This window comes from Anaerobacterium chartisolvens, assembly GCF_003337415.1.
GTDB classification, from domain to species: Bacteria; Bacillota; Clostridia; order Acetivibrionales; family DSM-27016; genus Anaerobacterium; species Anaerobacterium chartisolvens.
Genome location: NZ_QPJT01000003.1, coordinates 38,398 through 59,472 on the forward strand (window position 1 = coordinate 38,398; position 21,075 = coordinate 59,472).

22 protein-coding genes and 1 tRNA gene are annotated in these 21,075 nt (G+C 44.1%); 16 read left to right on the forward strand and 7 right to left on the reverse strand.

Going from position 1 to position 21,075, the window contains the following annotated elements:
- Positions 1-111: 111 nt before the first annotated feature.
- The 5 genes from nifJ (at position 112) to DFR58_RS03180 (ending at position 6,435) form a co-directional block, all read left to right on the forward strand.
- Positions 112-3,648, forward strand: a complete 3,537-nt coding sequence (gene nifJ / locus DFR58_RS03160; protein ID WP_114296365.1) for a pyruvate:ferredoxin (flavodoxin) oxidoreductase — start codon at positions 112-114, stop codon at positions 3,646-3,648.
- A gap of 277 nt (positions 3,649-3,925) precedes the next feature.
- Entirely contained in the window at positions 3,926-4,165 is a 240-nt protein-coding gene (locus DFR58_RS03165) for a type II toxin-antitoxin system Phd/YefM family antitoxin (protein ID WP_114296366.1), read from the forward strand.
- A complete protein-coding gene (locus tag DFR58_RS03170) occupies positions 4,143-4,559 on the forward strand; it encodes a PIN domain-containing protein (protein WP_242987369.1) in 417 nt (138 codons plus the stop codon). Before DFR58_RS03165 ends, DFR58_RS03170 begins: the two co-directional genes overlap by 23 nt.
- A 151-nt stretch (positions 4,560-4,710) precedes the next feature.
- Positions 4,711-5,601 (forward strand): AEC family transporter, encoded by an 891-nt coding sequence (locus DFR58_RS03175; RefSeq protein ID WP_207659107.1) that lies wholly within the window; start codon positions 4,711-4,713, stop codon positions 5,599-5,601.
- A gap of 36 nt (positions 5,602-5,637) precedes the next feature.
- Positions 5,638-6,435, forward strand: a complete 798-nt coding sequence (locus DFR58_RS03180; RefSeq protein WP_114296368.1) for a dihydropteroate synthase — start codon at positions 5,638-5,640, stop codon at positions 6,433-6,435.
- A 31-nt stretch (positions 6,436-6,466) separates the two neighbouring features.
- Here the strand turns inward: DFR58_RS03180 and DFR58_RS03185 are convergent, their stop codons facing one another.
- From DFR58_RS03185 to DFR58_RS03205, 5 genes are all read right to left on the reverse strand, one after another.
- Positions 6,467-8,299 (reverse strand): GGDEF domain-containing protein, encoded by a 1,833-nt coding sequence (locus DFR58_RS03185; RefSeq protein ID WP_242987370.1) that lies wholly within the window; start codon positions 8,297-8,299, stop codon positions 6,467-6,469.
- A 218-nt stretch (positions 8,300-8,517) separates the two neighbouring features.
- Complete coding sequence (locus DFR58_RS03190) at positions 8,518-8,961, reverse strand: GyrI-like domain-containing protein (RefSeq protein WP_114296369.1); 444 nt, start codon at positions 8,959-8,961, stop codon at positions 8,518-8,520.
- Between the two features lie 71 nt (positions 8,962-9,032).
- Positions 9,033-9,929: a helix-turn-helix transcriptional regulator gene (locus tag DFR58_RS03195; protein WP_114296370.1), complete on the reverse strand. Its 897-nt coding sequence runs from the start codon at positions 9,927-9,929 to the stop codon at positions 9,033-9,035.
- A gap of 163 nt (positions 9,930-10,092) precedes the next feature.
- Entirely contained in the window at positions 10,093-10,620 is a 528-nt protein-coding gene (locus tag DFR58_RS03200; protein ID WP_114296371.1) for a flavodoxin domain-containing protein, read from the reverse strand.
- Positions 10,613-11,515, reverse strand: a complete 903-nt coding sequence (locus DFR58_RS03205; protein WP_114296372.1) for a hypothetical protein — start codon at positions 11,513-11,515, stop codon at positions 10,613-10,615. The genes DFR58_RS03200 and DFR58_RS03205 overlap by 8 nt, the downstream gene beginning before the upstream one ends.
- A 517-nt stretch (positions 11,516-12,032) precedes the next feature.
- Here DFR58_RS03205 and DFR58_RS03210 point away from each other — a divergent pair.
- From DFR58_RS03210 to DFR58_RS03225, 4 genes are all read left to right on the forward strand, one after another.
- On the forward strand, positions 12,033-12,221 hold the full coding sequence (locus DFR58_RS03210) for a hypothetical protein (protein WP_114296373.1): 189 nt from the start codon (positions 12,033-12,035) through the stop codon (positions 12,219-12,221).
- A 178-nt stretch (positions 12,222-12,399) separates the two neighbouring features.
- On the forward strand, positions 12,400-13,353 hold the full coding sequence (locus tag DFR58_RS22555) for a GNAT family N-acetyltransferase (RefSeq protein WP_114296374.1): 954 nt from the start codon (positions 12,400-12,402) through the stop codon (positions 13,351-13,353).
- The gene (locus DFR58_RS03220; RefSeq protein WP_114296375.1) at positions 13,350-13,541 is read left to right on the forward strand and encodes a hypothetical protein; all 192 of its coding nucleotides are present in this window, start codon (positions 13,350-13,352) and stop codon (positions 13,539-13,541) included. Before DFR58_RS22555 ends, DFR58_RS03220 begins: the two co-directional genes overlap by 4 nt.
- Positions 13,538-13,888, forward strand: coding sequence for a DUF2200 domain-containing protein (locus tag DFR58_RS03225; RefSeq protein ID WP_114296376.1), 351 nt, complete (start codon positions 13,538-13,540; stop codon positions 13,886-13,888). Before DFR58_RS03220 ends, DFR58_RS03225 begins: the two co-directional genes overlap by 4 nt.
- A 235-nt stretch (positions 13,889-14,123) precedes the next feature.
- Here DFR58_RS03225 and DFR58_RS03230 read toward each other — a convergent pair.
- Positions 14,124-14,199: transfer RNA gene (locus tag DFR58_RS03230), tRNA-Trp, on the reverse strand.
- 156 nt (positions 14,200-14,355) lie between these two features.
- Between DFR58_RS03230 and proC the strand changes: the two genes are divergently transcribed.
- Together proC and rnhA are read left to right on the forward strand one after the other, a co-directional pair.
- Positions 14,356-15,171, forward strand: coding sequence for a pyrroline-5-carboxylate reductase (gene proC / locus DFR58_RS03235; protein WP_114296377.1), 816 nt, complete (start codon positions 14,356-14,358; stop codon positions 15,169-15,171).
- A 26-nt stretch (positions 15,172-15,197) separates the two neighbouring features.
- The gene (rnhA, locus tag DFR58_RS03240; RefSeq protein ID WP_114296378.1) at positions 15,198-15,638 is read left to right on the forward strand and encodes a ribonuclease HI; all 441 of its coding nucleotides are present in this window, start codon (positions 15,198-15,200) and stop codon (positions 15,636-15,638) included.
- Here rnhA and mciZ read toward each other — a convergent pair whose 3' ends face one another.
- Positions 15,639-15,779 carry a Z-ring formation inhibitor MciZ gene (mciZ, locus tag DFR58_RS03245; RefSeq protein ID WP_170138012.1) on the reverse strand — a complete coding sequence of 47 codons (141 nt, stop codon included), beginning with the start codon at positions 15,777-15,779 and terminating at the stop codon, positions 15,639-15,641.
- An 80-nt stretch (positions 15,780-15,859) separates the two neighbouring features.
- Here mciZ and DFR58_RS03250 point away from each other — a divergent pair, with 80 nt between their 5' ends.
- From DFR58_RS03250 to DFR58_RS03270, 5 genes are all read left to right on the forward strand, one after another.
- Positions 15,860-16,402 carry an NUDIX hydrolase gene (locus DFR58_RS03250; protein WP_114296380.1) on the forward strand — a complete coding sequence of 181 codons (543 nt, stop codon included), beginning with the start codon at positions 15,860-15,862 and terminating at the stop codon, positions 16,400-16,402.
- A 185-nt stretch (positions 16,403-16,587) separates the two neighbouring features.
- Positions 16,588-17,226 carry a stage II sporulation protein M gene (gene spoIIM, locus DFR58_RS03255; RefSeq protein ID WP_114296381.1) on the forward strand — a complete coding sequence of 213 codons (639 nt, stop codon included), beginning with the start codon at positions 16,588-16,590 and terminating at the stop codon, positions 17,224-17,226.
- 314 nt (positions 17,227-17,540) lie between these two features.
- Positions 17,541-18,425, forward strand: a complete 885-nt coding sequence (xerD, locus tag DFR58_RS03260) for a site-specific tyrosine recombinase XerD (RefSeq protein WP_114296382.1) — start codon at positions 17,541-17,543, stop codon at positions 18,423-18,425.
- A gap of 153 nt (positions 18,426-18,578) precedes the next feature.
- On the forward strand, positions 18,579-19,748 hold the full coding sequence (locus DFR58_RS03265; RefSeq protein WP_114296383.1) for a phosphopentomutase: 1,170 nt from the start codon (positions 18,579-18,581) through the stop codon (positions 19,746-19,748).
- Positions 19,745-21,046: a pyrimidine-nucleoside phosphorylase gene (locus DFR58_RS03270; protein WP_114296384.1), complete on the forward strand. Its 1,302-nt coding sequence runs from the start codon at positions 19,745-19,747 to the stop codon at positions 21,044-21,046. Before DFR58_RS03265 ends, DFR58_RS03270 begins: the two co-directional genes overlap by 4 nt.
- Positions 21,047-21,075 lie beyond the last annotated feature (29 nt).

The following is a 21,075-nucleotide window of genomic DNA, read 5'->3' on the forward strand; positions in this document are numbered from 1 at the left end:
ATTTTTAAAGAGGATAAATGGTGGTAATAATATACCGTTATGTTGAACCTGTATAGAGTGTAGAATTGTAAAGTACAATATGGCAGTAAGAATAAGGGGGCATATGATTTTATGAGTAAGGTAATGAAAACTATGGACGGGAATACCGCTGCGGCACATGTCGCCTATGCGTTTACAGAGGTGGCGGGGATATATCCCATTACCCCGTCCTCACCGATGGCGGAGCATGTCGATGAGTGGTCGGCACACGGCAAAAAGAATATTTTCGGGCAGGAGGTAAGGGTTGCCGAGCTTCAGTCTGAGGCGGGAGCGGCAGGGACGGTTCACGGCTCGCTGGCGGCGGGAGCGCTTACAACTACATTTACGGCATCTCAGGGACTGCTGCTTATGATACCCAACATGTATAAAATTTCAGGAGAGCTTCTTCCGGGGGTGTTTCATGTAAGCGCCCGTGCCGTGGCGGCCCATGCGCTGTCTATTTTCGGAGATCACTCTGATGTAATGGCATGTCGTCAGACAGGCTTCGCGCTTTTGGCCTCGGGAAACGTACAAGAGGTAATGGACTTAGGCGGTGTTGCGCATTTAAGTGCCATAAAGGGGAGGGTGCCCTTCCTGCATTTTTTTGACGGCTTCAGGACATCGCACGAGGTGCAAAAAATAGAGGTGATTGATTACAAGGATTTTGAAAGACTGATCGACATGGAAGCGGTGCGGGCGTTCAGAAAAAATGCTCTTAACCCCGAGCACCCCGTTTTAAGAGGTACCGCTCAAAATCCCGATATATTCTTCCAGGCTCGTGAGGCCTCAAATAAGTTTTATGATGCGCTTCCCGAAATTGTGGAGTCCTATATGGCGGAGATAAACAAAATCACCGGCAGACAGTACGGGCTGTTCAATTATTACGGCGCTCCCGATGCCGACCGGGTTATAATTGCAATGGGATCGGTGTGCGACGCAATAGAGGAGACTATAGACTACCTGACAAATAAGGGAGAAAAGGTGGGGCTGGTAAAGGTTCGTCTTTACAGGCCGTTTTCGGCAAAGCACCTTCTTGCGGCAATTCCTTCCACAGTAAAAAAGATAACGGTGCTTGACAGGACTAAGGAGCCGGGGTCACTGGGAGAGCCGTTGTATCAAGATGTCTGCACAGCATATTTTGACAGTGAGCAAAGGCCGGCAATAACCGCGGGACGCTATGGACTGGGCTCTAAGGATACCACTCCGGCACAGATAGCGGCGGTATTCAACAACATGAATTTGCCCGAGCCCAAAAACCATTTCACAATAGGTATTGTTGATGATGTCACATTCCTTTCGCTGCCTGAGGAAAAGGAAATTGATGTTTCACACCCCAATACGGTGAGCTGCAAGTTTTGGGGGCTTGGCTCCGATGGAACGGTGGGTGCCAATAAGAACTCTATAAAAATTATAGGCGATCATACCGATATGTATGCTCAGGGGTATTTTTCATACGATTCCAAAAAGTCCGGGGGCATAACGGTATCTCATTTGAGATTCGGAAAAAAGCCTATAAGGTCGACATACCTTGTTAAAAGAGCGGATTTTATAGCTTGCCACAACCCTTCATATGTTGATAAATATGACATGGTTTCAGACCTGAAGGATGGAGGAATATTCCTTCTCAACTGCGGGTGGACTTTGGAGGAGCTGGAGGAGAAGCTTCCCGCGTCAATGAAGAGGTTCATAGCGGCACACCGCATAAACCTGTACACCATAGACGGAATCAGCATTGCGGCAGAAATAGGCCTTGGCAACAGGATTAACATGGTAATGCAGGCGGCGTTTTTTAAGCTGGCAGGCATTATTCCAATAGAAGACGCAGTAAATTATATGAAAGCTGCCATTAACGATACCTATGGCAAAAAGGGAGATAAGATTGTAAGCATGAACTGCCTTGCGGTGGACAGGGGGATAGAAGAAGTTGTAAGGGTAAACGTCCCCGCAGAGTGGTCGCAGGCTGAGGATTCGGCACCCTCCGACAGGAATGTCCCCGACTTTATAAAAAACATACTTGAGCCTGTCAACAGGCAGGAGGGAGACCGGCTGCCCGTCAGTGCTTTTAACGGAATAGAGGACGGCACGTTTCCGCAGGGTACCTCAAAGTTTGAAAAGAGGGGCATAGCTGTGGAGGTGCCGGAATGGCAGAGGGAGAAGTGCATACAGTGCAATCAGTGCTCCTATGTATGTCCCCACGCAGCAATACGTCCTTTCCTTTTAAATGAGGAAGAGGTTCAAAATTCCCCGCAGGATTTTGTGTCCTCAAAGGCTATGGGAAAGGGTATGGAAGCACTGAATTTCAAGATTCAGGTTTCGGTGCTCGATTGCGCGGGCTGTGGGAATTGCGCGCAGGTGTGTCCCGCAAAGGAGAAGGCTCTTATAATGAAGCCCATTGAAACCCAGAGTGCCGAGATTGACAAGTGGGAGTATGCAATGACTCTTTCCGCCAAGGAGAACCCTTTAAATGCGGAGACGTTAAAGGGAAGCCAGTTTGAGCAGCCGCTTTTGGAATTTTCGGGGGCCTGCGCAGGCTGCGGGGAAACGCCCTATGCAAAGCTTGTGACTCAGCTTTTCGGAGACAGAATGATGATTGCCAATGCAACGGGGTGCTCGTCCATATGGGGAGGAAGCGCACCGGCAATGCCTTATACCATGAACGGGAAGGGCTACGGACCCGCATGGGCCAATTCTCTGTTTGAGGACAACGCAGAGTTTGGATACGGAATGTTCCTTGGAGTAAAGCAGATAAGAAACAAGCTTGCTGACCTTTGCAACGAAGCCATCGGCAGAGACATCCCCGCCGGGGCTGCGGACGCCCTTAGGGCATGGACGGAAAGCATGGAAAATGCAAAGGCCTCAAAAAAGGCCTCAATAGAGCTCATCTCTGCTTTGGAAGCGTATGATGGAGATGACGCAAGAGTAAAGGAAATATTCAATGAAATTATTGATAAAAAGGAGTTCCTCGTAAAAAAATCACAGTGGATAATGGGAGGGGACGGATGGGCCTATGACATAGGCTTTGGCGGTCTTGACCATGTGCTGGCATCGGGCGAGGATGTCAATGTGCTTGTGTTTGACACCGAGATTTATTCAAACACAGGGGGACAGTCCTCAAAAGCTACTCCTGCGGGCGCCGTCGCACAGTTTGCCGCGTCGGGAAAGCCTACTAAGAAAAAGGATCTCGGAATGATTGCAATGTCCTATGGCTATGTATATGTTGCGCAGGTTGCAATGGGGGCCAACCAGAACCAGCTTATAAAGGCGGTTGTGGAGGCCGAAAGCTATCCAGGGCCTTCGCTTATTATAGCGTATGCGCCGTGTATAAGCCACGGGCTTAAGGCGGGCATGGGCTGCTCGCAGCTTGAGGAGAAAAAGGCTGTTGAAGCGGGCTATTGGCACTTGTACAGGTATAACCCGGCTCTTCGCGAGCAGGGCAAAAATCCTTTTGTATTGGATTCCAGAGAGCCAAGTGCCTCCTACAAGGACTTCCTTATGGGAGAGGTAAGGTACTCTTCTCTTTTGAAGGCCTTCCCCGACAGAGCCGAAAAGCTGTTTGAAGCTGCCGAGAAGAATGCCAAGGAAAGGCTGGAGGTATATAAAATGTTTGCAAATGCGGGGCATAAGGAATAGAAATTTCTCTTAAGGATTATATAAACAAGGGGCTGCGCACTAATTACTTAGTGCGACAGCCCCTTGTTTACGGCCGGGTTATTATATGCCAGGAGGGCCGTCTCGTATTGTTCTGGCAACCGCGCAATCTCAGGAAAATTATTACGCAGTTCTGTTATGGCCTGCTTTGATGCATTTGATGAGTTTTATATTTTTCGTTCGATTTATATTGATAGTAATGTTCGTTTGATATATAATATATTTGAGCGAATAACTTAATTTGAGGGAGGGGTTCTTTATGATGGTTACATCAACTGAATTCAAACTGAATCTCGGCCGCTATTTGGAGCTGGCTTCAAAAGAGGAAATTATCATTACAAAAAACGGCCACCGCATAGCGAAGCTGGTTGCCGATGAGGAAGATTTAGTTTCTGTTGCGCAATCGTTGTTCGGTATTGCCGCAAATGTAAATTTCACGGATGACAAAATCAAAGAGGAAAGGATAAAAGATAGATATGGCGTTGAATTTAACGATTGATACTAACATCATCCTTGATGCTTTATTGAAACGCGAACCCTGGAGTGAGGCTGCGGAAAAAATAATTCTGCTTGCCGCCGATAAAAAAATATCCGCTTCTATCACAGCCAACACAGTGACCGATATTTATTATATTGTCAACAGATATGTAGGGGACAAAAGTAAAGCTAGAGAAGCTGTCGCCGGCCTTGCCAAGCTGATGGACTTTACGGCTGTCGATAAAAACGATTGCGTGAAGGCGTTGAATTCTCCTGTGGATGACTATGAGGATGCGCTTTTATCAGTTTGCGCTGCGAAAACGAAGTCAAAATTCATCATCACGCGTAATGTAAAAGACTTTGAAAAGTCTGGCGTCAAAGCGATTATGCCGGACGAATTTCTCAAGCAGTTTTAATTACTACAGCTACTTTTGCCCCTGCTTTTTGTTTATTGATTTAATTTGGTTATGAGGATATAATAAGCTTTATTGAATGAACAATTTACTTCACAGTTTACAGATACGGAGCGGGGCAATGAACGTATTTTTTTACATAATCATAAACATTATGCTGCCTATTTTTTTGCTGGCAGGAGTGGGATTTATAGTACAAAGGAAGTTCCGGCTGGACACAAGGACATTTTCCAAGCTCAGCATATATGTTTTTGTTCCGGTGCTTATTTTTACAAAGGTATATGAGGCCGAGATAACTATAGGTCTGCTGGCCACGGTTTTTATATATATTATGGCGGTGCAGGCGGTTTTGCTTATTATAGGGGAGGGAGCCGCACGGCTTTTAAAATACCCAAGAAGCAAGAAAAAGTGCTTTATAAATTCTCTTATATTTTTTAACAGCGGAAATTATGGGCTGCCCCTTACCGAGCTGGTATATAAGGGTGATCCGCTGGCCTATATGGGGCAAATATTTATTATACTGGTTCAGAATGTTATGACCAGCAGCTTTGGAGTGTTTCAGGCCAGCTCGGGAAGCTCGGGGTATAAGAAGGCTTTAAGGGATGTAATTAAAATGCCGTTTCTCTATGTAATAGCGGCGGTGGTACTGGTAAGAGCTTTAAATATACAGCTTCCACAGCCTGTGATGGTGCCGCTTGGTTATATATCGGATGCCTTTATAGCCTTTGCACTTATAACGCTGGGGGTGCAGCTTGCAGAAATAAGAGTGGGCTTTAACCTGAGGGATATGTCTGTGGCAAGTGTTTTAAGGCTAGTGGTGTCGCCGTTGATTGGATACGCTATTGTGAGTATGCTTGGTATACAGGGAGTGCTTGCTCAATCTCTCATACTGGGGGTAGCCACCCCTACGGCGGTAAATACGGCGATAATTGCGCGGGAGTTTGACAATGAGCCCGACTATGCCTCGCAGAACGTATTTGTTTCCACCGTGCTGAGCCCCATTACCGTTTCAATCATTATATACCTGTTAAATGGTACTGCTTAGAAAATTAAAATATTATGTGTGCCGGAGGGATGATTCATGATAGTAATAGGGGAAAAAATCAATATAAGCTTTAAGACGGTAAGAAATGCCGTAGAACTGAGGGATACTGCTGCAATACAGGATTTGGCAAAAAAACAGTGCGAGGCGGGAGCAACGTACATAGATCTAAATGCGGGCATATCCTGCAAGGATGAAGCTGAGAGGATGGAGTGGCTGGTAAACACCGTGCAGGAGGTTGCAGATACCCCCTTTTCGATAGATTCTCCCAATGTAAGTACACTAAAAGCCGGTCTTAAGGCCAATCGCAACCCAAAGCCTGTTATTAATTCGATAACGGGGGAGGAGAGAAGGTTTCAAGCCGTTATGCCATTAATATTGCAGTACAATACAGGAGTAATAGCCCTTTGCATGGATGATTCAGGAATGCCTGAAACGGTAGAGGACAGGGTGTTGATAGCCGGAAGGCTTATAGACAGGCTTACCCGTGAGGGGGTTGCTCTCGGGGATATTTATATAGACCCCATGGTAAGGCCGGTTGCATCCCATTCCCGTTATGGAATGGACTCCATTGAAACGATATACAGGGTAAAAGAAGAGTTTCCCGAAGTACATATTGCATGTGGCTTAAGCAACATATCCTTTGGAATTCCACAGAGAAAGGTAATGAATCACGCGTTTCTTATAGCGGCTATGACTGCCGGAATGGACGGGGCAATAATGGACCCGCTTGATAAAAAGCTTATGTCGCTGGTCTACGCCGGAGAGGCCTTGCTGGGCAGGGACAGCTTCTGCATGAACTACCTTATGAAATGCCGTGAGGGGCTGCTGGAGTAATTACGGCCGAGGGGCGGCACTTGAACGGGCGTTACAGTATGTGAAAGCAGTTTTCCCATACCTCCTTGCATTTTTTCTTAACCCTTACGGCACATTCCGACAGCTCGTATATATCCTTGAAGCAATTATGGCGGTTGCTTACTCCCGCAATGGAGATTGTGGAGAGGCCGAACTGCTCTTCTATGCCGTGCCGGTTTTTGGCTATGGTATATTTCCTTTCCAGATCCTCGCTTGTATAAAAGTTAGGAATTCCCTTGCTGAAGTTATCCATAATTAAACGACATGTATCCTCTACGTCAAAGGTGTCCAGTATTATTATAAAATCATCCCCTCCTATATGCCCCACGAAATGGGTACACGAGCAGTTGTGAGAGACTGTGCTTGAAATCATCCTTCCGACAAACTGAAGCATCCTGTCTCCGTTTTCAAATCCGTAAACATCGTTGTATACCTTGAAATTGTCTATATCTATGTACAGCACTGTATAGGGCGCGGTCTTTTTTATATACTCCTCAAGCCTTTGCTCAATAAGGATATTGCCGGGAAGACCTGAGAGCGGGTTTAGGTGCTTTGCATAGTTTACCTCAAGCTCTGTTGTCTTTTCAAGGAGATCTTTGACGGTGACTATTCCATAGTAGCCGGAATCCTTGGTGACTATGACATAGTCATATAGATTTTCCTCGCTTCTTGTCATGGAAAGCTTGGAAACAATATCTATTGTAGTCTCATAATCCACTGAAAGGGGACGCTTATCCATTACAAGAGTGACAGGCCTGTTGAGAAACAGTGCAAAGCCATACTGTGTTGCCAGCTTGGCATAAAACTTATCCCTCATGATAAGCCCCTGAACCTTGCTGCTGTCTACCACGGGAAGCCCCAGAACAGAAGGGCAGTTATTGTATATATCCAAAACGCTTGAGCCTGTCTGGTCTGTTGTCACATACATGCAGGATCTGCATATATCTCCTATACATACAGTTGAGGGCCTGTTGAAATAAAATAGGCTTTTTTTATTATTGCGTGATTTTATAAGCTCCGTCACATAAGGGTCGATATCCGAAACCTGCTTTTGCGGCCTTTGTATAAGATATCCCTGACCGTAATTGATTCCTATATCTATAAGTGCATTAAGCTCATCCTCTGTTTCAATGCCTTCCGCTATAAGCTTTATATCGGTAACAAGGCAAAATTCATAAAAGGTCTTTATAAGAGCATGCTTTAAGCCGTCCTTGTCAATATCCCTTATAAGGTTCATATCGAGCTTTATATACTGCGGATGTATGTCTGTAATAAGCTTTAAGCCGGAATATCCTGAACCGGCATCATCAATGGCTATCTTATATCCCTGATCCTTATAGTTGTCTATTACTTTTTTGAATACCTTGAGATCTGAAACACAGTTTCTTTCGGTTATTTCAAAAACTATGTTCTCGGGGTTGATGTCAAACTGCTTTAAAAATTCTTTTGTAAAGCCTTTTTTGAACTTTTCGTCATTTATTATTTCGGGGTCTACGTTTAAAAAGATATTAAAGTGGTGGCTGAAGCTGCATAAATTCTCTAAAGCCTTTATTCTGCACAAAAATTCCAGCTCCCATAGCTTTCCATATATCCTTGCAAGGTCAAACAGGTGGGAAGGGCTTTCCAATGAGGAGGAGGAGGGACCTCTGCTTAATGCTTCATAGCCCAGAACGCCGGCATCCTTGAGTGAGATAATAGGCTGAAACACAGTTGTTATGTTTCCCGTCTTTAAAATATCCATAAATTCATCTCCAAGATTTGATTCTTTTTCAAGAGTGTCAAAGCTTCTGAAACCCATGTTGCCGCTGCTGTAGTATTTATTATTGTACTGGGCTATTGCATCCATATGAAATTCCTCACATTCAATTTTTAATAAATGCCTATAAAACAACGATTAGAACAACGATGGTAAAAAATTTCCTTTAAGAGACAGTATAAGTTTATATGCCTTTATTTATGATTGTGTTATATTTCCATTAAATAATTGTTAATATAATCTAAAGAGAAGCAGAAAATGAAAAAAGGTGTTTTCAAAAAATGAAAACACCTTTTAATAAATGCCGTTTAATTTTTTAATGCAACATAGATATTAATTTCCGCAACGCCGTTTTCGTTACTCAAGTATTCCTCAAAATCGCCGGTAAAGCTTCTGTCAAGAGGCATCGCCCAGATTTTATCCCAAGCCTCCGCCACGTCCTTAACAACGTCGCCCTTTACATTGAAAACAGCATATTTTCCGGCTATGATGATTTTTTCAGTCAACTCGGGATTGCCGTTTGCAGTTACTTCTGCGCCTACGGTGACATCATAGGAGGTGTCGTCATAGCCGGAATACAGACCGATGCAATAGGCATTTGCCTTGTTCCGAATGGCTTCCCAAACTCCTTCTCCCATGAATTTTCCCCATAGACCTCCGATGATTTTGCTGCAGTCGGGATCGGTGTTTGCTGTTCTTGCCGTTATTCCCACAACAAGCTTTTGCTCAAGTGATACGATTTCATAATTCATTGTGATTACCTCTTTCTTTATATTATAGTATTCACAGTATAATTCATCGAATATGACAATGGCATGTCATATTATAAATAATTTTTCAGTGAGCTTTCAAGCCTTAGCTTCATTTCACCGGCTGCTTTTTTGGGGGCAAGAATGGTGCAGCATTCTCCGAAGGAAGAGGCATAGTTACAGATTGTGTCTATATCGGGGAGGTAGAGCTCGCAAATAAAATCACCATTTTCGTTAAGCTTATAGCTACTTATTTCATCATAAATCCGAAAGGCCATTCTTCCCGAAATCAGCAGCCTTGTTTTAATAAAAGAGCCTGTGTCAAGATTCTGTTCGGATATAACGTTGTTGGGGGCTTTCATCTCAAAGCGAGTGCCGGTTACCGATAATTCGGTAATTCTTCTCAGCTTGAAAAAGCGGCAATCCTCCCTCAACGTGCAATAGCCGTAAAGATACCACGCCGCGCCCTTGAATACCAGCTTTAGAGGATATACATTGCGGAGAAGCTTTTCGGCCTTCCCGCTTGCATACAGAAAGGCTACGGAATATTTTTCAAGAATAGCGGATTTGAGCATGGAAAAATATTTTGCGTCATTTTCAAAATACCCCCAGGAAGAGAAGTCCACCTCAATCCAGTCGGTATCTTTTCCTCCGAGCATACTGCTGAGCTTACCCAAGGCAGTTTCGCTTTTTTCCAGATTTACCGAACTGAACGCTTTTAAGGAGGATAGGATATCAGTTTTCTCCTTTTCTGTGAGGACGGCCCTGTCGAGGACAAATTCCGGCAAAAGACATATTCCTCCTCCCTTGCCCCGGCTCATGTATATGGGAATGCCGGCCTGCGAGAGGGCCTCCACATCCCGGTAGATGGTCCTCACCGAAACCTCAAAGCGCTCCGCGAGCTTTGCCGCCGTCACAGTTTGTTTTTCCAAAAGTATATAGATGATTTCAAACAGTCGGTTTATCTGCATAAAATTCCTCCTGCGTAAGCCTAACCTTTAGGTGCTTTAATAGGATTGTGCAATCTGTATTCAAACAAAAAGAATCTCGGAAAAAAATCCGGATAATAAGTTTCCCCACACTGTGAACATTCTTCGCAGTGAAATAGTGCGTTTGATTTGTCGCACGGTTTGCTCATGCATTTGATTGTCTTACAAAATTAATCAATGGCTCTATTTGAATGCGATTCGAGCAATCATAAGAGCTTTGAATAGCATTTTGCGTTCCTTGCTCCACATCGGATTTGTTCTTTTTTAGCTTAAGAAAGGTTTTCAGAAGGCCCATTAGCATTTTATCCATGCCGCGCATATTTTCATAATTTAAGCCGCTTTGAAAATAGAAAAATTCTATATTAGCGTTGGTGGGTATATTGGCCGTCCGGAATCTTTCAATCTCTTCTGGAATAGGGGCGGTTGCTCCGGTAGCAAAAACGATGATTTTTTTATTATGAAGCAAAGATAAATTGTTCTTAATAAATCTTATCCCATTTATTGCGCCTGCATGTATACCGCCACCGAATACAACAGTCTCGTATTGTGCTACTTCGGAGAGGCTGATTTTTTCTACCGAAACAGCACGGCAATTTAGATCTTCGGCAATCCAATTTGCGTATTTCTCTGTAAACCCTGTATTCGACTTATGTATGATAATGACTTTATCCATTCAATTTCCCCCCCGATTTCCCGATGCTTTTGAAAAACCTTATATCAAAGTAAAGCGCAAACAAAGAAAGGGCAACAAAGCTGCCGACCTTTGTCACGATTACGCCGATTGAAAGCCCAATACCGGCAGAAACCTGAAACGCTGTCTGAATGGGGAGCATGATGCCAATTAGAGCACAAAGGGTTAACAGCATTGCAAGTAAAATATAACCAATGCCGTTTCGCTTTTTTAACATAAACAGGCATATGAGTGCGGTTGGACCTATTATACCAATATCAAGCACATTGGTAATTTGCGTTGTATAAACTTCAATAAGCTGTAAAGGGAGCTGACGGATAAGAGAGGAAATGATGTCCGGAAGCCATGCCACGATTAAAGCGACACCGGTTAATGTAAGAAAAATGTAAATTCCCTTTTTAGGTGATGCACTTGCTGCGCTTTCAACAAGCAGAGAGGAATCAATTGTCGTAATAGCTAAAATCAAGCCAAAAAAGCTTAGGGAAAACAGCGCGATATAAACCAAATGAAGAAAATTATAAGCAACACCAAACGCAATGCTGGCAGAGTAATACGTAAATATTGAGATAACGGAGGTCAGAAGCAGCCTGCTTTTCAGTGTCCGTTTTTTTATATCCAACACGAGTGACAGAAGCAAAAGCGGAACCGCAACACAAAGAATAGTCAGGTCGGTTCCTCTGAATATGGGTGCCATAAAATATGAATCATGCGCGTATAGTCCGATCCCGCACATTCTCACTGTGTCGCCATATTGGTTTGTGACGGTATAAGGATTTCCGTCTGTTTTGTAAAATAGACCGAATAAAGTTGTGATAATACTTAAAACAGCGATCAGTCCGGTAATGACATGCAAATTTAAAACCCTGCTTTTTTTCATATGCTGTATCTCCATTTCTGTAAGTGCTTTTACTAATCTGTTATTGTCCTGACAAAATGTGAAATACACTCGTCAGAATATTCGGCGGTGCTCACAGCGCCACGCCGGATTCCTCGGCAAGCTGCCATTGAGACCAGCCCCGAAGCTCCCGCAGGTTGATTGCATTGTTAAGAAAATCCTTCTATCTATATCATGCAATGTATCACTATGGTGATGGTTCGTCAAGTCTTCTTCTAAAAAAGCGTTTTTCAAGAAAAACAGAAAAGCCTCATTCCAAGCTATAACCCTTGAAATAAGGCTTCTTCGATTATGGCAGGGGAGACAGGACTCGAACCTGCAGCCGACGGTTTTGGAGACCGCTCCAAACTTCCTGCCTAATGAAATTCTTATTTCAAACAGTTTTTGGCCGCAAATATAATAAACCTTTTTTATATAAAAGGTTTAAAGATACTCTAAATTATGGTATGGTTTTAATGAAATATATTTCTGAATTCGATATTATGATGAGGGTAAAATAGTGAAGATAATTCATGAGAAAACAGCCTTATTTGTGGATTTGCGGCGTTCAGCTTTGCCGGTGACAAGGGCGCATACTTCAAAGAACGGCTCAGATTCCCGGAGGGTTATGAAATCGGCATTGCCGTGCTGCTCGGTTATGGGGCAACTCCCGGCGGCAAGCCTCATGAGCTTGATATGGATAAACTGAGTTTTGTGGAGTGAAGCCTATGAACCGTCAAGAGTTAATCGAATACTGCCTGACCTTCTCAGGCGCGTATGAGGACTAACCCTTCGATGAAATTGCGGTGACGTTCTTGAAGAAGAAATCAAACGGCAGATTGTGAACAGCTTTGACCTAACAAAGCCAAAAGTGAGGAGGCTAAAAAGTGTTTGAAGATATTAAGTCAAGAATAACCGAAACCGAGGTAGGCAAAATTGTCGCCCTTGCAGCCATTGATGGTACACCGGAGGGTGTGGCAAAAGAAGCAGAAAAGTATCTCTCATCGAACAATCTGCATTTTTACGGCTGGCTTGACGACAATAAAATTCTCGGCATTTGCGGGTTTGAAATTCATGTGGATAAAGTGGAGATTCATCTTATCGCGGTAGCAGAGGAACGCCATCATCAGGGCATTGGTTCTGCTATGGTCACGGCATTGCAGAATACCTATCATCTGCCGCTTGAAGCTGATACAGTCGGCGAAGCGGTCGGCTTTTATCGCAAGAGTGGCTTTGAAACAATGGCTTTCCCAGACCCGGAGTGGGGTGCGAAGTACACCTGCGTATTGAAATACCGCTGCCCGTGGGCTGACTCAGACGACGAACTCATGCGGGAATACCACGACATCCAGTGGGGCAAGCCGTGCTTTGACGAGCGAACCCTGTTTGAAATGTTGACGCTGGAAGGCGCACAGGCGGGGCTTTCCTGGTCTTGTGTGCTACATAAGCGGGAAAACTACCGTGCCGCCTTCGACGATTGGGACATTGCCAAAATCGCCGCCTATAGCGAGGATAAAGTAGCAGAACTGCTCCAAAACCCCGGCATTATCCGCAACAAGCTGAAAATCCGCTCGACCATTGGGAACGCACAGGCGGTGCTAAAGCTCGGTTCGCTGTCCGACTTCATCTGGAGCTATGTGGACGGCAAACCTATTGTAAACGCATGGAAAGAGCAAAGCGAAATGCCCGCTAAAACGGAACTGTCCGACAGAATAAGCAAGGATATGAAAAAGCAGGGTTTTTCCTTTGTGGGCAGTACCATTATATATTCCTATCTGCAAGCCATAGGCGTGGTTAATGACCATATTACGAGTTGCGCGTTTCGGGAGGTTAGTAAATGAGTGAGATGAAATACACCCCCGAAGAACTCACCGAAGCCCACCGTGCCTTGCTCTCCACCCTAAAGAAGTGTGAAAAGATAGATGTTGATAAATTGCCTCAAGCACAGCAGACACTACTTAAACGGCGAATCGCCGCTTTAAAAATCGCGCTGAATTTGATCAGCGAGAAACTGGAGGAAACTGTATGACTCTCGAACGCGTTTACAAAATGATCTTCGCCGATGTCTATCCCCTGCTTGTGGCAAAAGCGGAGCGCAAAGGGCGAACCAAAGATGAGGTGGATACCCTCATCTACTGGCTCACCGGCTACGACGCTGCCGGACTCCATGCACAGCTTGAAATGCGGGTGGATACGCAAACCTTCTACACCGAAGCCCCGCAGATAAACACAAATGCAAGAAAAATCACCGGCGTTATCTGTGGCTGCCGCGTGGAAGAAATCACCGACCCGATCTATCAAAAAGTCCGCTGGCTGGATAAGCTGGTGGACGAGCTGGCTAAGGGCAAGGCGATGGAGAAAATTTTAAGGAAATAAAGGAGCGACTTGCTCATTCCCTCGCGCATATTTTTGAACTTAGCAAATTCTATGTTGCAGTCGAGGCGATAAAATAGCTGCGATAACCGCCTGCACGGACGGTAAGAGTTCACCCATTCATCTTGAAAAGCACGAACTCCGCAGTTTGTCCGTTTTTAAGGCAGACACCAAAAAAGCCCAGCAAAGCTAGGCTTTTTTGGAAGTGTAGGTTTTTAGCATTTCTAACCTACAAATTTGGCAGGGGAGACAGGACTCGAACCTGCAGCCGACGGTTTTGGAGACCGCTACTCTACCAATTGCGCTACTCCCCTACGAACGTTAATAGTATACAATAAGAGACACTTATATGTCAATGGTTTAATATGCAGTTTTCAAATAAAATTTATGCATTATAGAAAAAATTTACTTGTTATGATACTATTAATATTATACTTGAAATTCAGACAAATTGCAAAAGGAGAAGCAGCATGGATATAACATTGGGATTTATAGGTACGGGAGCAATGGGCTCCGCAATGATTAAAAGCGTTTCGTGTTCGGAAATTATGGCTGCCGATAGCATTAAAATATATGATACCGACAGCAGTAAAACTAGCGCCATAAGCAAGGAGACAGGGGTGGGCATTTGCGGCAGCGCGGTAGAGCTGGTCCGGGAATCGGACATAATAGTGCTTGCCGTCAAGCCCAACATTCTTGAGGGTGTTTTGAATTCGATTAAAGACGTTGTGGACGATAAAAAAATCATTGTGTCCTTTGCTGTTGGAATTCCCATAAGCTTTTATAAGAATATAGTGGGGAAGGATAAAAAGGTTGTGCGCACAATGCCTAACACACCCATGCAGGTCAATGAAGGCATGACGCTTATATCTTATGACGGCAGCACACAAGAGAGTGAAATAGAGATCATAAAAAAGCTTTTTGAATGCACCGGAAGGGTTGAAGTATTGGATGAGAAGCTGATGAGTGAGGTGACTGCACTTACCGGCAGCAGCCCCGCTTATGTTTATATGTTTATTGAAGCTATGGCGGATGCCGCCGTTCAATCGGGAATACCAAGGGCTCTTGCCTACAGGCTTGCCGCTCAGGCGGTGCTGGGATCAGCAAAAATGGTGCTGGAGACGGGACGGCACCCCGGGGAGCTTAAGGATCAGGTTTGCTCGCCTGCAGGTACAACAATTGAGGCCGTAAGCGCGTTGGAGAAGAATGGTTTTAGGCATGCGGTCATGGACGCTATGGGAGAATGCACGAAAAGGGCAAGGGAAATAGGTAAAATATACGGGTAAATTTCTTAAAATTAACTGGAGAGCGAATGAAAAAAGTGATTATTTATACCGACGGGGCGTGCTCGGGGAATCCCGGAAAGGGAGGCTGGGGGGCAATTCTTATGTACGGGGAGCATGAAAAGGAAATTTCAGGGTTTGAGGAAATGACTACAAACAACAGAATGGAGCTCATAGCCGCAATACAGGCACTGTGCTGCCTTAAAGGACCCTGTGAGGTTGAGCTGTACAGCGACAGCGCATACCTTGTAAACGGATTTGTATGCAATTGGATAAGCGGCTGGAAAAGGAACGGCTGGAAAAATTCCGGCAAGGAGGAGGTTAAAAATATAGATCTGTGGAAGGAGCTTGACCGGCTCAATGGCATTCACACAATAAAATGGATCAAGGTTAAGGGCCACAGCGACAACGAATATAATAACAGGTGTGATGCGCTGGCAACGGGAGAAATAAAGAAAAGCAGGCAGTGACTAGCTGCCCGGAGTGCGGGTATAGAAGTCGAGAACCTCTTTTATAGTGCGGAAGCTGGCCGACAGATGGTTAAGCTGCCGCTTTACTTCCCATGCCTTTCCTGCAATAAACAGCTTGTCAGGATATACCAGTTGCTTCATTGTCATCACCTGTCCATAAAAATTTTATAGGTATAGAGTATTCAAAAACAATAAAAAATATGACATCGGGAGGATTTTTTATGAACTATGAGGAAAAGACGGTTTCCAAAGAGCATATATATGACGGAAGCATAATAAAGGTGGATTCGCTTACAGTAATGCTGCCAAACGGCAAGGAAGCAAAAAGGGACATCATATCACACCCCGGCGGTGCGGTTGTCATACCCATAAGCAGTGACGGATGCCTATACATGGTAAGACAGTACAGAAAGGCTGTGGATATGGAGCTGCTGGAGCTTCCGGCAGGAAAGCTGGATTATGGGGAGGACCCTAAGGTTTGTGCGATAAGAGAGCTTAAAGAGGAAACGGGACTTGAGGCGGGAAGCATCAGGTATATGGCCGGCATTTACAGCACTCCGGGCTTTTGCAACGAGCTGCTGCATATGTATGCCGCAACACAGCTTACAGAGGGTGAGGCATGTACCGATGAGGATGAATTCCTGTCATGCGAGAAGATTCCTGTAAAAAAGCTTGTAGAAATGGTTCTGGCCGGTGAGATAACCGATTCAAAAACTATAATAGGAATTCTCATGGCAGATAAAATATTAAAAGGGGAGATGTGAAGAGTTTACAATACATAATTATTTATAGTAATTTTCCCCATTATGACTGCATAAAATCATAATAGATGAAAAGTGCTGATGATACGGGCCAGAGGGAACTTTGAAAATATTTCAGCTTTGAAAATATTTTAAAGGCTGTCCATAAAAAAAGGTGTGTCCGTTTTGTCACAATGGGGGAGTGGAATTTGCTTTTAAAAGTACGCAATATGCTTGTCGGTCATATCAAGAACAATGTTAATTCATATATGTTTTTGGTTATGGCGTTTGTCATAGGGGTATCCACAGGAGCCTTTACAGTAAACGGATTAAGTGCTGTACAGAGGGATGAGCTTTTAAATTACTTTCAGGGGTTCATGCAGCTTTTGAGCAATCAAAAGATAGACAGCAATGAGCTCCTTAAAATAGCGCTATATGAAAACATAAGAATAATTGCCGTTATATGGGTTCTTGGTGTAACTATAATAGGAATACCCTTAATTTTTATGCTTGTGGGTATAAGAGGCTTTATAACAGGCTTCAGTTCAGGCTTTGTTATAGAGGCAATGGGATTTAAGGGGGCAATTTTTACTCTGTTTGCCATGATACCCAAGGAATTTGTTATTATTCCATGCATTATTGCTCTTGGAGTCAACGGAATAAATTTCTCTCTAAACATTATCAAAAACAAATCCATAAAAAATAAAACCAAAGAGACTTTAAGATCGAGATTTTTAAGCTACTGTGCCGTAACATTGTTTTACACCTGCTTTATATTAGTTGGGGTTATAATAGAGGCTTATGTAACACCGGTTTTCATAAGGATGTTTACCCCCATAATTATATAAGGACAATATGTATAAGTATGGTAAATCGGGTCAATAATCATATTAAGTCTAATTTATGGACTGATTTATTCAATATAAGTTTACAAATATTATAATAAATTGTAAAATTAAAAGCAGGATATTGCAAGAAATTGAAGAATTTATTATATATTAGAAAATTTTTCTTTAAATAATACAAAGAATGTATTAGAATATATTGAAAGCAGTTTACAAAAGGCTTTAATACATAATACTGGTATGCTTGTAAGCTTATACAAAAGATTTTCAGGTAAATAATGTCTTAATATATAAAGTAAAAAAGGGGTAATTATTTAATGGAAGCTTTAGTTGAGAAATTTATCAATTTCTTGGAAAGGGATAAGAGACTGTCGTTAAACACGCTGCAATCGTACAAAAGGGACATAGAGCAGTACATAACCTATTTGTATGGAATTAACCTTCACAATATTACTAGCACAAATAAAACCACGGTTATAACTTATTTATTACACCTTCAAAAGAAAGGGCGTGCGACATCTACAATATCCAGAAATCTCGCGTCTATAAGGTCCTTTTACCAATACCTCTCCAAGAACAAGGTTTTGGATCAGGATCCTACCGCTGAGCTGGAATCGCCAAAGGTGGAAAAGAAACTTCCTCAGATACTTTCCACTCAGGAGGTAGAGCTGCTTCTGGATCAGCCAAAATGTACCGACCTGAAAGGCTACAGGGACAAGGCCATGCTGGAACTGCTTTATGCAACGGGAATAAGGGTGTCGGAGCTCATTTCTCTGAATATGAGCGACATGAATCTGGATGTGGGCTTTATTAAGTGCAATAAGGGCTCAAGAGAAAGAATGATACCGATAGGCTCCATAGCAATAAGCGCCATACATGAGTATCTTAACAAGTCGAGGGGACTGCTTATTCAGAGGAATGACGAAAGGGCTCTTTTTGTAAACATAAACGGTAAGAGGCTTACGAGACAGGGCTTCTGGAAAATAATAAAGCAGTACAAGAATCAGGCTAAGATAAGCAAGGACATAACTCCTCACACACTAAGGCATTCGTTTGCGGCACATTTGCTGGAAAATGGAGCAGATTTGAGATCCATCCAGGAAATGCTCGGGCATTCCGACATATCCTCTACACAAATTTATGCACAAATGGCTAAGAACAAAATAAAGGAAATATATAAGAAGACTCATCCGAGAGCATAATATCACAGCTTAATTTACGGAAGAGGCAGAGCTGTGCAGCCGCAAGGCAGCGGCATAAAAGGGCATTCCTTATAGGGATATGCCCTTTTATGGTATAATGGGAATTATAGAATAACAGGCTTGCGTTAAAGCGCATCTGAAGGGAGTGGCAATGTGAAGAGAGCAATTATTATTGTTATGGACAGTGTGGGAATGGGCGAATTACCTGATGCTGTAAAATATGGGGACCAGGGAAGCAATACTTTGGGAAATATTTCCCGACAGGTAGGAGGGCTCCGGCTGCCCAATCTTGAAAAAATGGGTCTTGGATCAATTGATGGAATAGAGGGCTTTGGGGATTATGCCGATCCGTTGGGCTGCTATGGAAGAATGGCGGAAATGTCGGCGGGAAAGGACACCACTACGGGGCACTGGGAAATATCGGGAATAATACTGGACAGACCTTTTCCTGTATTTCCTCAAGGGTTTCCAGAGGAACTGATAAGAGAATTTGAAAAGGCAATAGGAACCCCAATATTGGGAAATGTTGTCGCATCGGGCACCGAGATAATAAAAATGCTTGGAGATCGCCATGTGTCCACGGGATATCCTATAGTATATACCTCTGCCGACAGTGTGTTTCAGATAGCCGCCCATGAGGATGTAATACCCCGTGAAAAGCTTTATGATATGTGCAGGGCGGCAAGAACAATGCTAAAGGGCCAATATGCCGTAGGAAGGGTCATCGCAAGGCCGTTTGCAGGTGTGCCTGGAAACTATGCAAGAACCGGGGGCAGGCATGATTTCTCACTTAAGCCGTCAGGCAAAACCATACTGGATTATGCATGTGAAAATGGCCTCAAGGTAAAGGCGGTAGGAAAAATAGAGGATATATTCAGCAAGCAGGGAATTACTCATTCCGTACATATAAGCGACAACATGGATGGGGTTGACAAGACGCTTGACTATATGAGGGATATGTTTGAGGGGATCATTTTTACCAACCTTGTGGATTTTGATATGCTGTTCGGGCACAGAAATGATGTGCGAGGCTATGCCGATGCTTTAATGCGTTTTGACGGCAGAATTCCCCAAATACTGGAGGGCCTCGGCGACGAGGATATTCTTTTTATAACCGCTGATCACGGCTGCGATCCCACCACTCCCAGCACTGATCACTCAAGGGAGTATGTGCCCCTTATCGTGTACGGCAAAAAGCTGAAACGGGGCATAAACCTAGGTACAAGGGACTCCTTCTCCGATATAGCCGCAACTGTGTCGGAGTATTTCAAAATTAACGCGCCCTTGCCGGGGAAGAGCTTTTATAAGGATGTGTCAATATGAGAATGGTTGATCTTATTAACAAGAAAAAGAACGGGGAATTTTTAAGCGGGGAAGAGATAAATTATATTGTCCGGGGGTATACCGAAGGTCAAATCCCCGATTATCAGATGTCGGCCTTTCTAATGGCGGTATGCCTTAAGGGCATGAACAGGGAAGAGATTTCAAGCCTCACGTCTGCGTTTGTCGATTCGGGAGAGAGGGTGGATTTGTCCCAAATAGAAGGAGTGAAGGTGGATAAGCATTCGTCAGGGGGAGTGGGAGATAAGGTTTCAATAGCGTTAATACCCATATGTGCCTGCATAGGGATTCCGGTGGCAAAAATGTCCGGAAGGGGCCTAGGGCATACGGGAGGTACTATTGACAAGCTTGAGGCCATACCGGGCTTTAAAACCTCGCTAAGCCGGGATGAATTTATAAGCAATGTTAACAGGTATAAAATGGCCATTGTGGGGCAATCTCCAAGCCTTACCCCGGCCGATAAAAAGATTTATGCATTGAGAGATGTTACAGCCACAGTAGACAGCATTCCCCTAATAGCAAGCTCGATAATGAGCAAAAAAATTGCTGCGGGAGCCGATGCAATAGTACTGGATGTAAAGGTGGGCTCGGGAGCGTTTATGAAATCCCTTCCACACGCCCGCGAGCTGGCGTCCACAATGGTTGATATAGGAAAGTCACTAGGGCGGAAAACCGTTGCAATCATTACAGATATGAGCCAGCCACTGGGCTATGAGGTGGGAAACGCAAACGAGGTCAGGGAGGTAATAAGCCTTTTAAAGGGAGAGGGTGCGGAGGACCTTACTGTAACCACTCTGACCATAGCTTCGTACATGGCGGTACTGGGGGGTGCCTTTACGGACTTTGACACTGCCTACCGGGCTGCTGCCGATATCTTAAAGTCCGGCAGGGCTGTTGACAAGCTGAAGGAATTTGTCACAATACAGGGCGGCAGGGCCGAGACTATAGACAACCCCGGTATGCTTTCCCAGGCCGAATTTCACATCGCAATCGAATCTGTGCGGCAGGGCTATGTAAGCTCAATTGACGCTGAGAGCATAGGGGTTTCGTCTATGCTTTTAGGAGCGGGCAGGAGGAGCAAGGAGGACGGCATAGACTATTCCGCGGGGATAACGATGCTGAAGAAAATAGGAGATAAGGTGGATAAGGGAGAAAGGCTGTGCATATTGCATACCAATATGGAGGACACCAAACAGGCGGAGGAGAAGGCAAGAAATTCCTTCTGCTTAAGCAGCTCTGCCCCTGCGCCCATTAAGCATATACATGAGGTTATACAGTGAACAGGAGGCAAATTTTATCATGGGCGGCA

Bases quoted from the DNA above. Each gene is read 5' to 3' on its own strand.
- DFR58_RS03220 (WP_114296375.1), top strand. From the start codon at position 13,350: ATGAGTGAGATGAAATACACCCCCGAAGAACTCACCGAAGCCCACCGT.
- DFR58_RS03225 (WP_114296376.1), top strand. From the start codon at position 13,538: ATGACTCTCGAACGCGTTTACAAAATGATCTTCGCCGATGTCTATCCC.
- DFR58_RS03200 (WP_114296371.1), bottom strand. From the start codon at position 10,620: ATGGATAAAGTCATTATCATACATAAGTCGAATACAGGGTTTACAGAG.
- mciZ (WP_170138012.1), bottom strand. From the start codon at position 15,779: ATGAAGCAACTGGTATATCCTGACAAGCTGTTTATTGCAGGAAAGGCA.
- DFR58_RS03175 (WP_207659107.1), top strand. From the start codon at position 4,711: ATGCTGCCTATTTTTTTGCTGGCAGGAGTGGGATTTATAGTACAAAGG.
- DFR58_RS03165 (WP_114296366.1), top strand. From the start codon at position 3,926: ATGATGGTTACATCAACTGAATTCAAACTGAATCTCGGCCGCTATTTG.
- DFR58_RS03170 (WP_242987369.1), top strand. From the start codon at position 4,143: ATGGCGTTGAATTTAACGATTGATACTAACATCATCCTTGATGCTTTA.
- xerD (WP_114296382.1), top strand. From the start codon at position 17,541: ATGGAAGCTTTAGTTGAGAAATTTATCAATTTCTTGGAAAGGGATAAG.
- DFR58_RS03190 (WP_114296369.1), bottom strand. From the start codon at position 8,961: ATGAATTATGAAATCGTATCACTTGAGCAAAAGCTTGTTGTGGGAATA.
- DFR58_RS03205 (WP_114296372.1), bottom strand. From the start codon at position 11,515: ATGAAAAAAAGCAGGGTTTTAAATTTGCATGTCATTACCGGACTGATC.
- DFR58_RS03270 (WP_114296384.1), top strand. From the start codon at position 19,745: ATGAGAATGGTTGATCTTATTAACAAGAAAAAGAACGGGGAATTTTTA.
- DFR58_RS03195 (WP_114296370.1), bottom strand. From the start codon at position 9,929: ATGCAGATAAACCGACTGTTTGAAATCATCTATATACTTTTGGAAAAA.
- proC (WP_114296377.1), top strand. From the start codon at position 14,356: ATGGATATAACATTGGGATTTATAGGTACGGGAGCAATGGGCTCCGCA.
- nifJ (WP_114296365.1), top strand. From the start codon at position 112: ATGAGTAAGGTAATGAAAACTATGGACGGGAATACCGCTGCGGCACAT.
- DFR58_RS03250 (WP_114296380.1), top strand. From the start codon at position 15,860: ATGAACTATGAGGAAAAGACGGTTTCCAAAGAGCATATATATGACGGA.
- DFR58_RS03180 (WP_114296368.1), top strand. From the start codon at position 5,638: ATGATAGTAATAGGGGAAAAAATCAATATAAGCTTTAAGACGGTAAGA.
- rnhA (WP_114296378.1), top strand. From the start codon at position 15,198: ATGAAAAAAGTGATTATTTATACCGACGGGGCGTGCTCGGGGAATCCC.
- DFR58_RS03185 (WP_242987370.1), bottom strand. From the start codon at position 8,299: ATGGATGCAATAGCCCAGTACAATAATAAATACTACAGCAGCGGCAAC.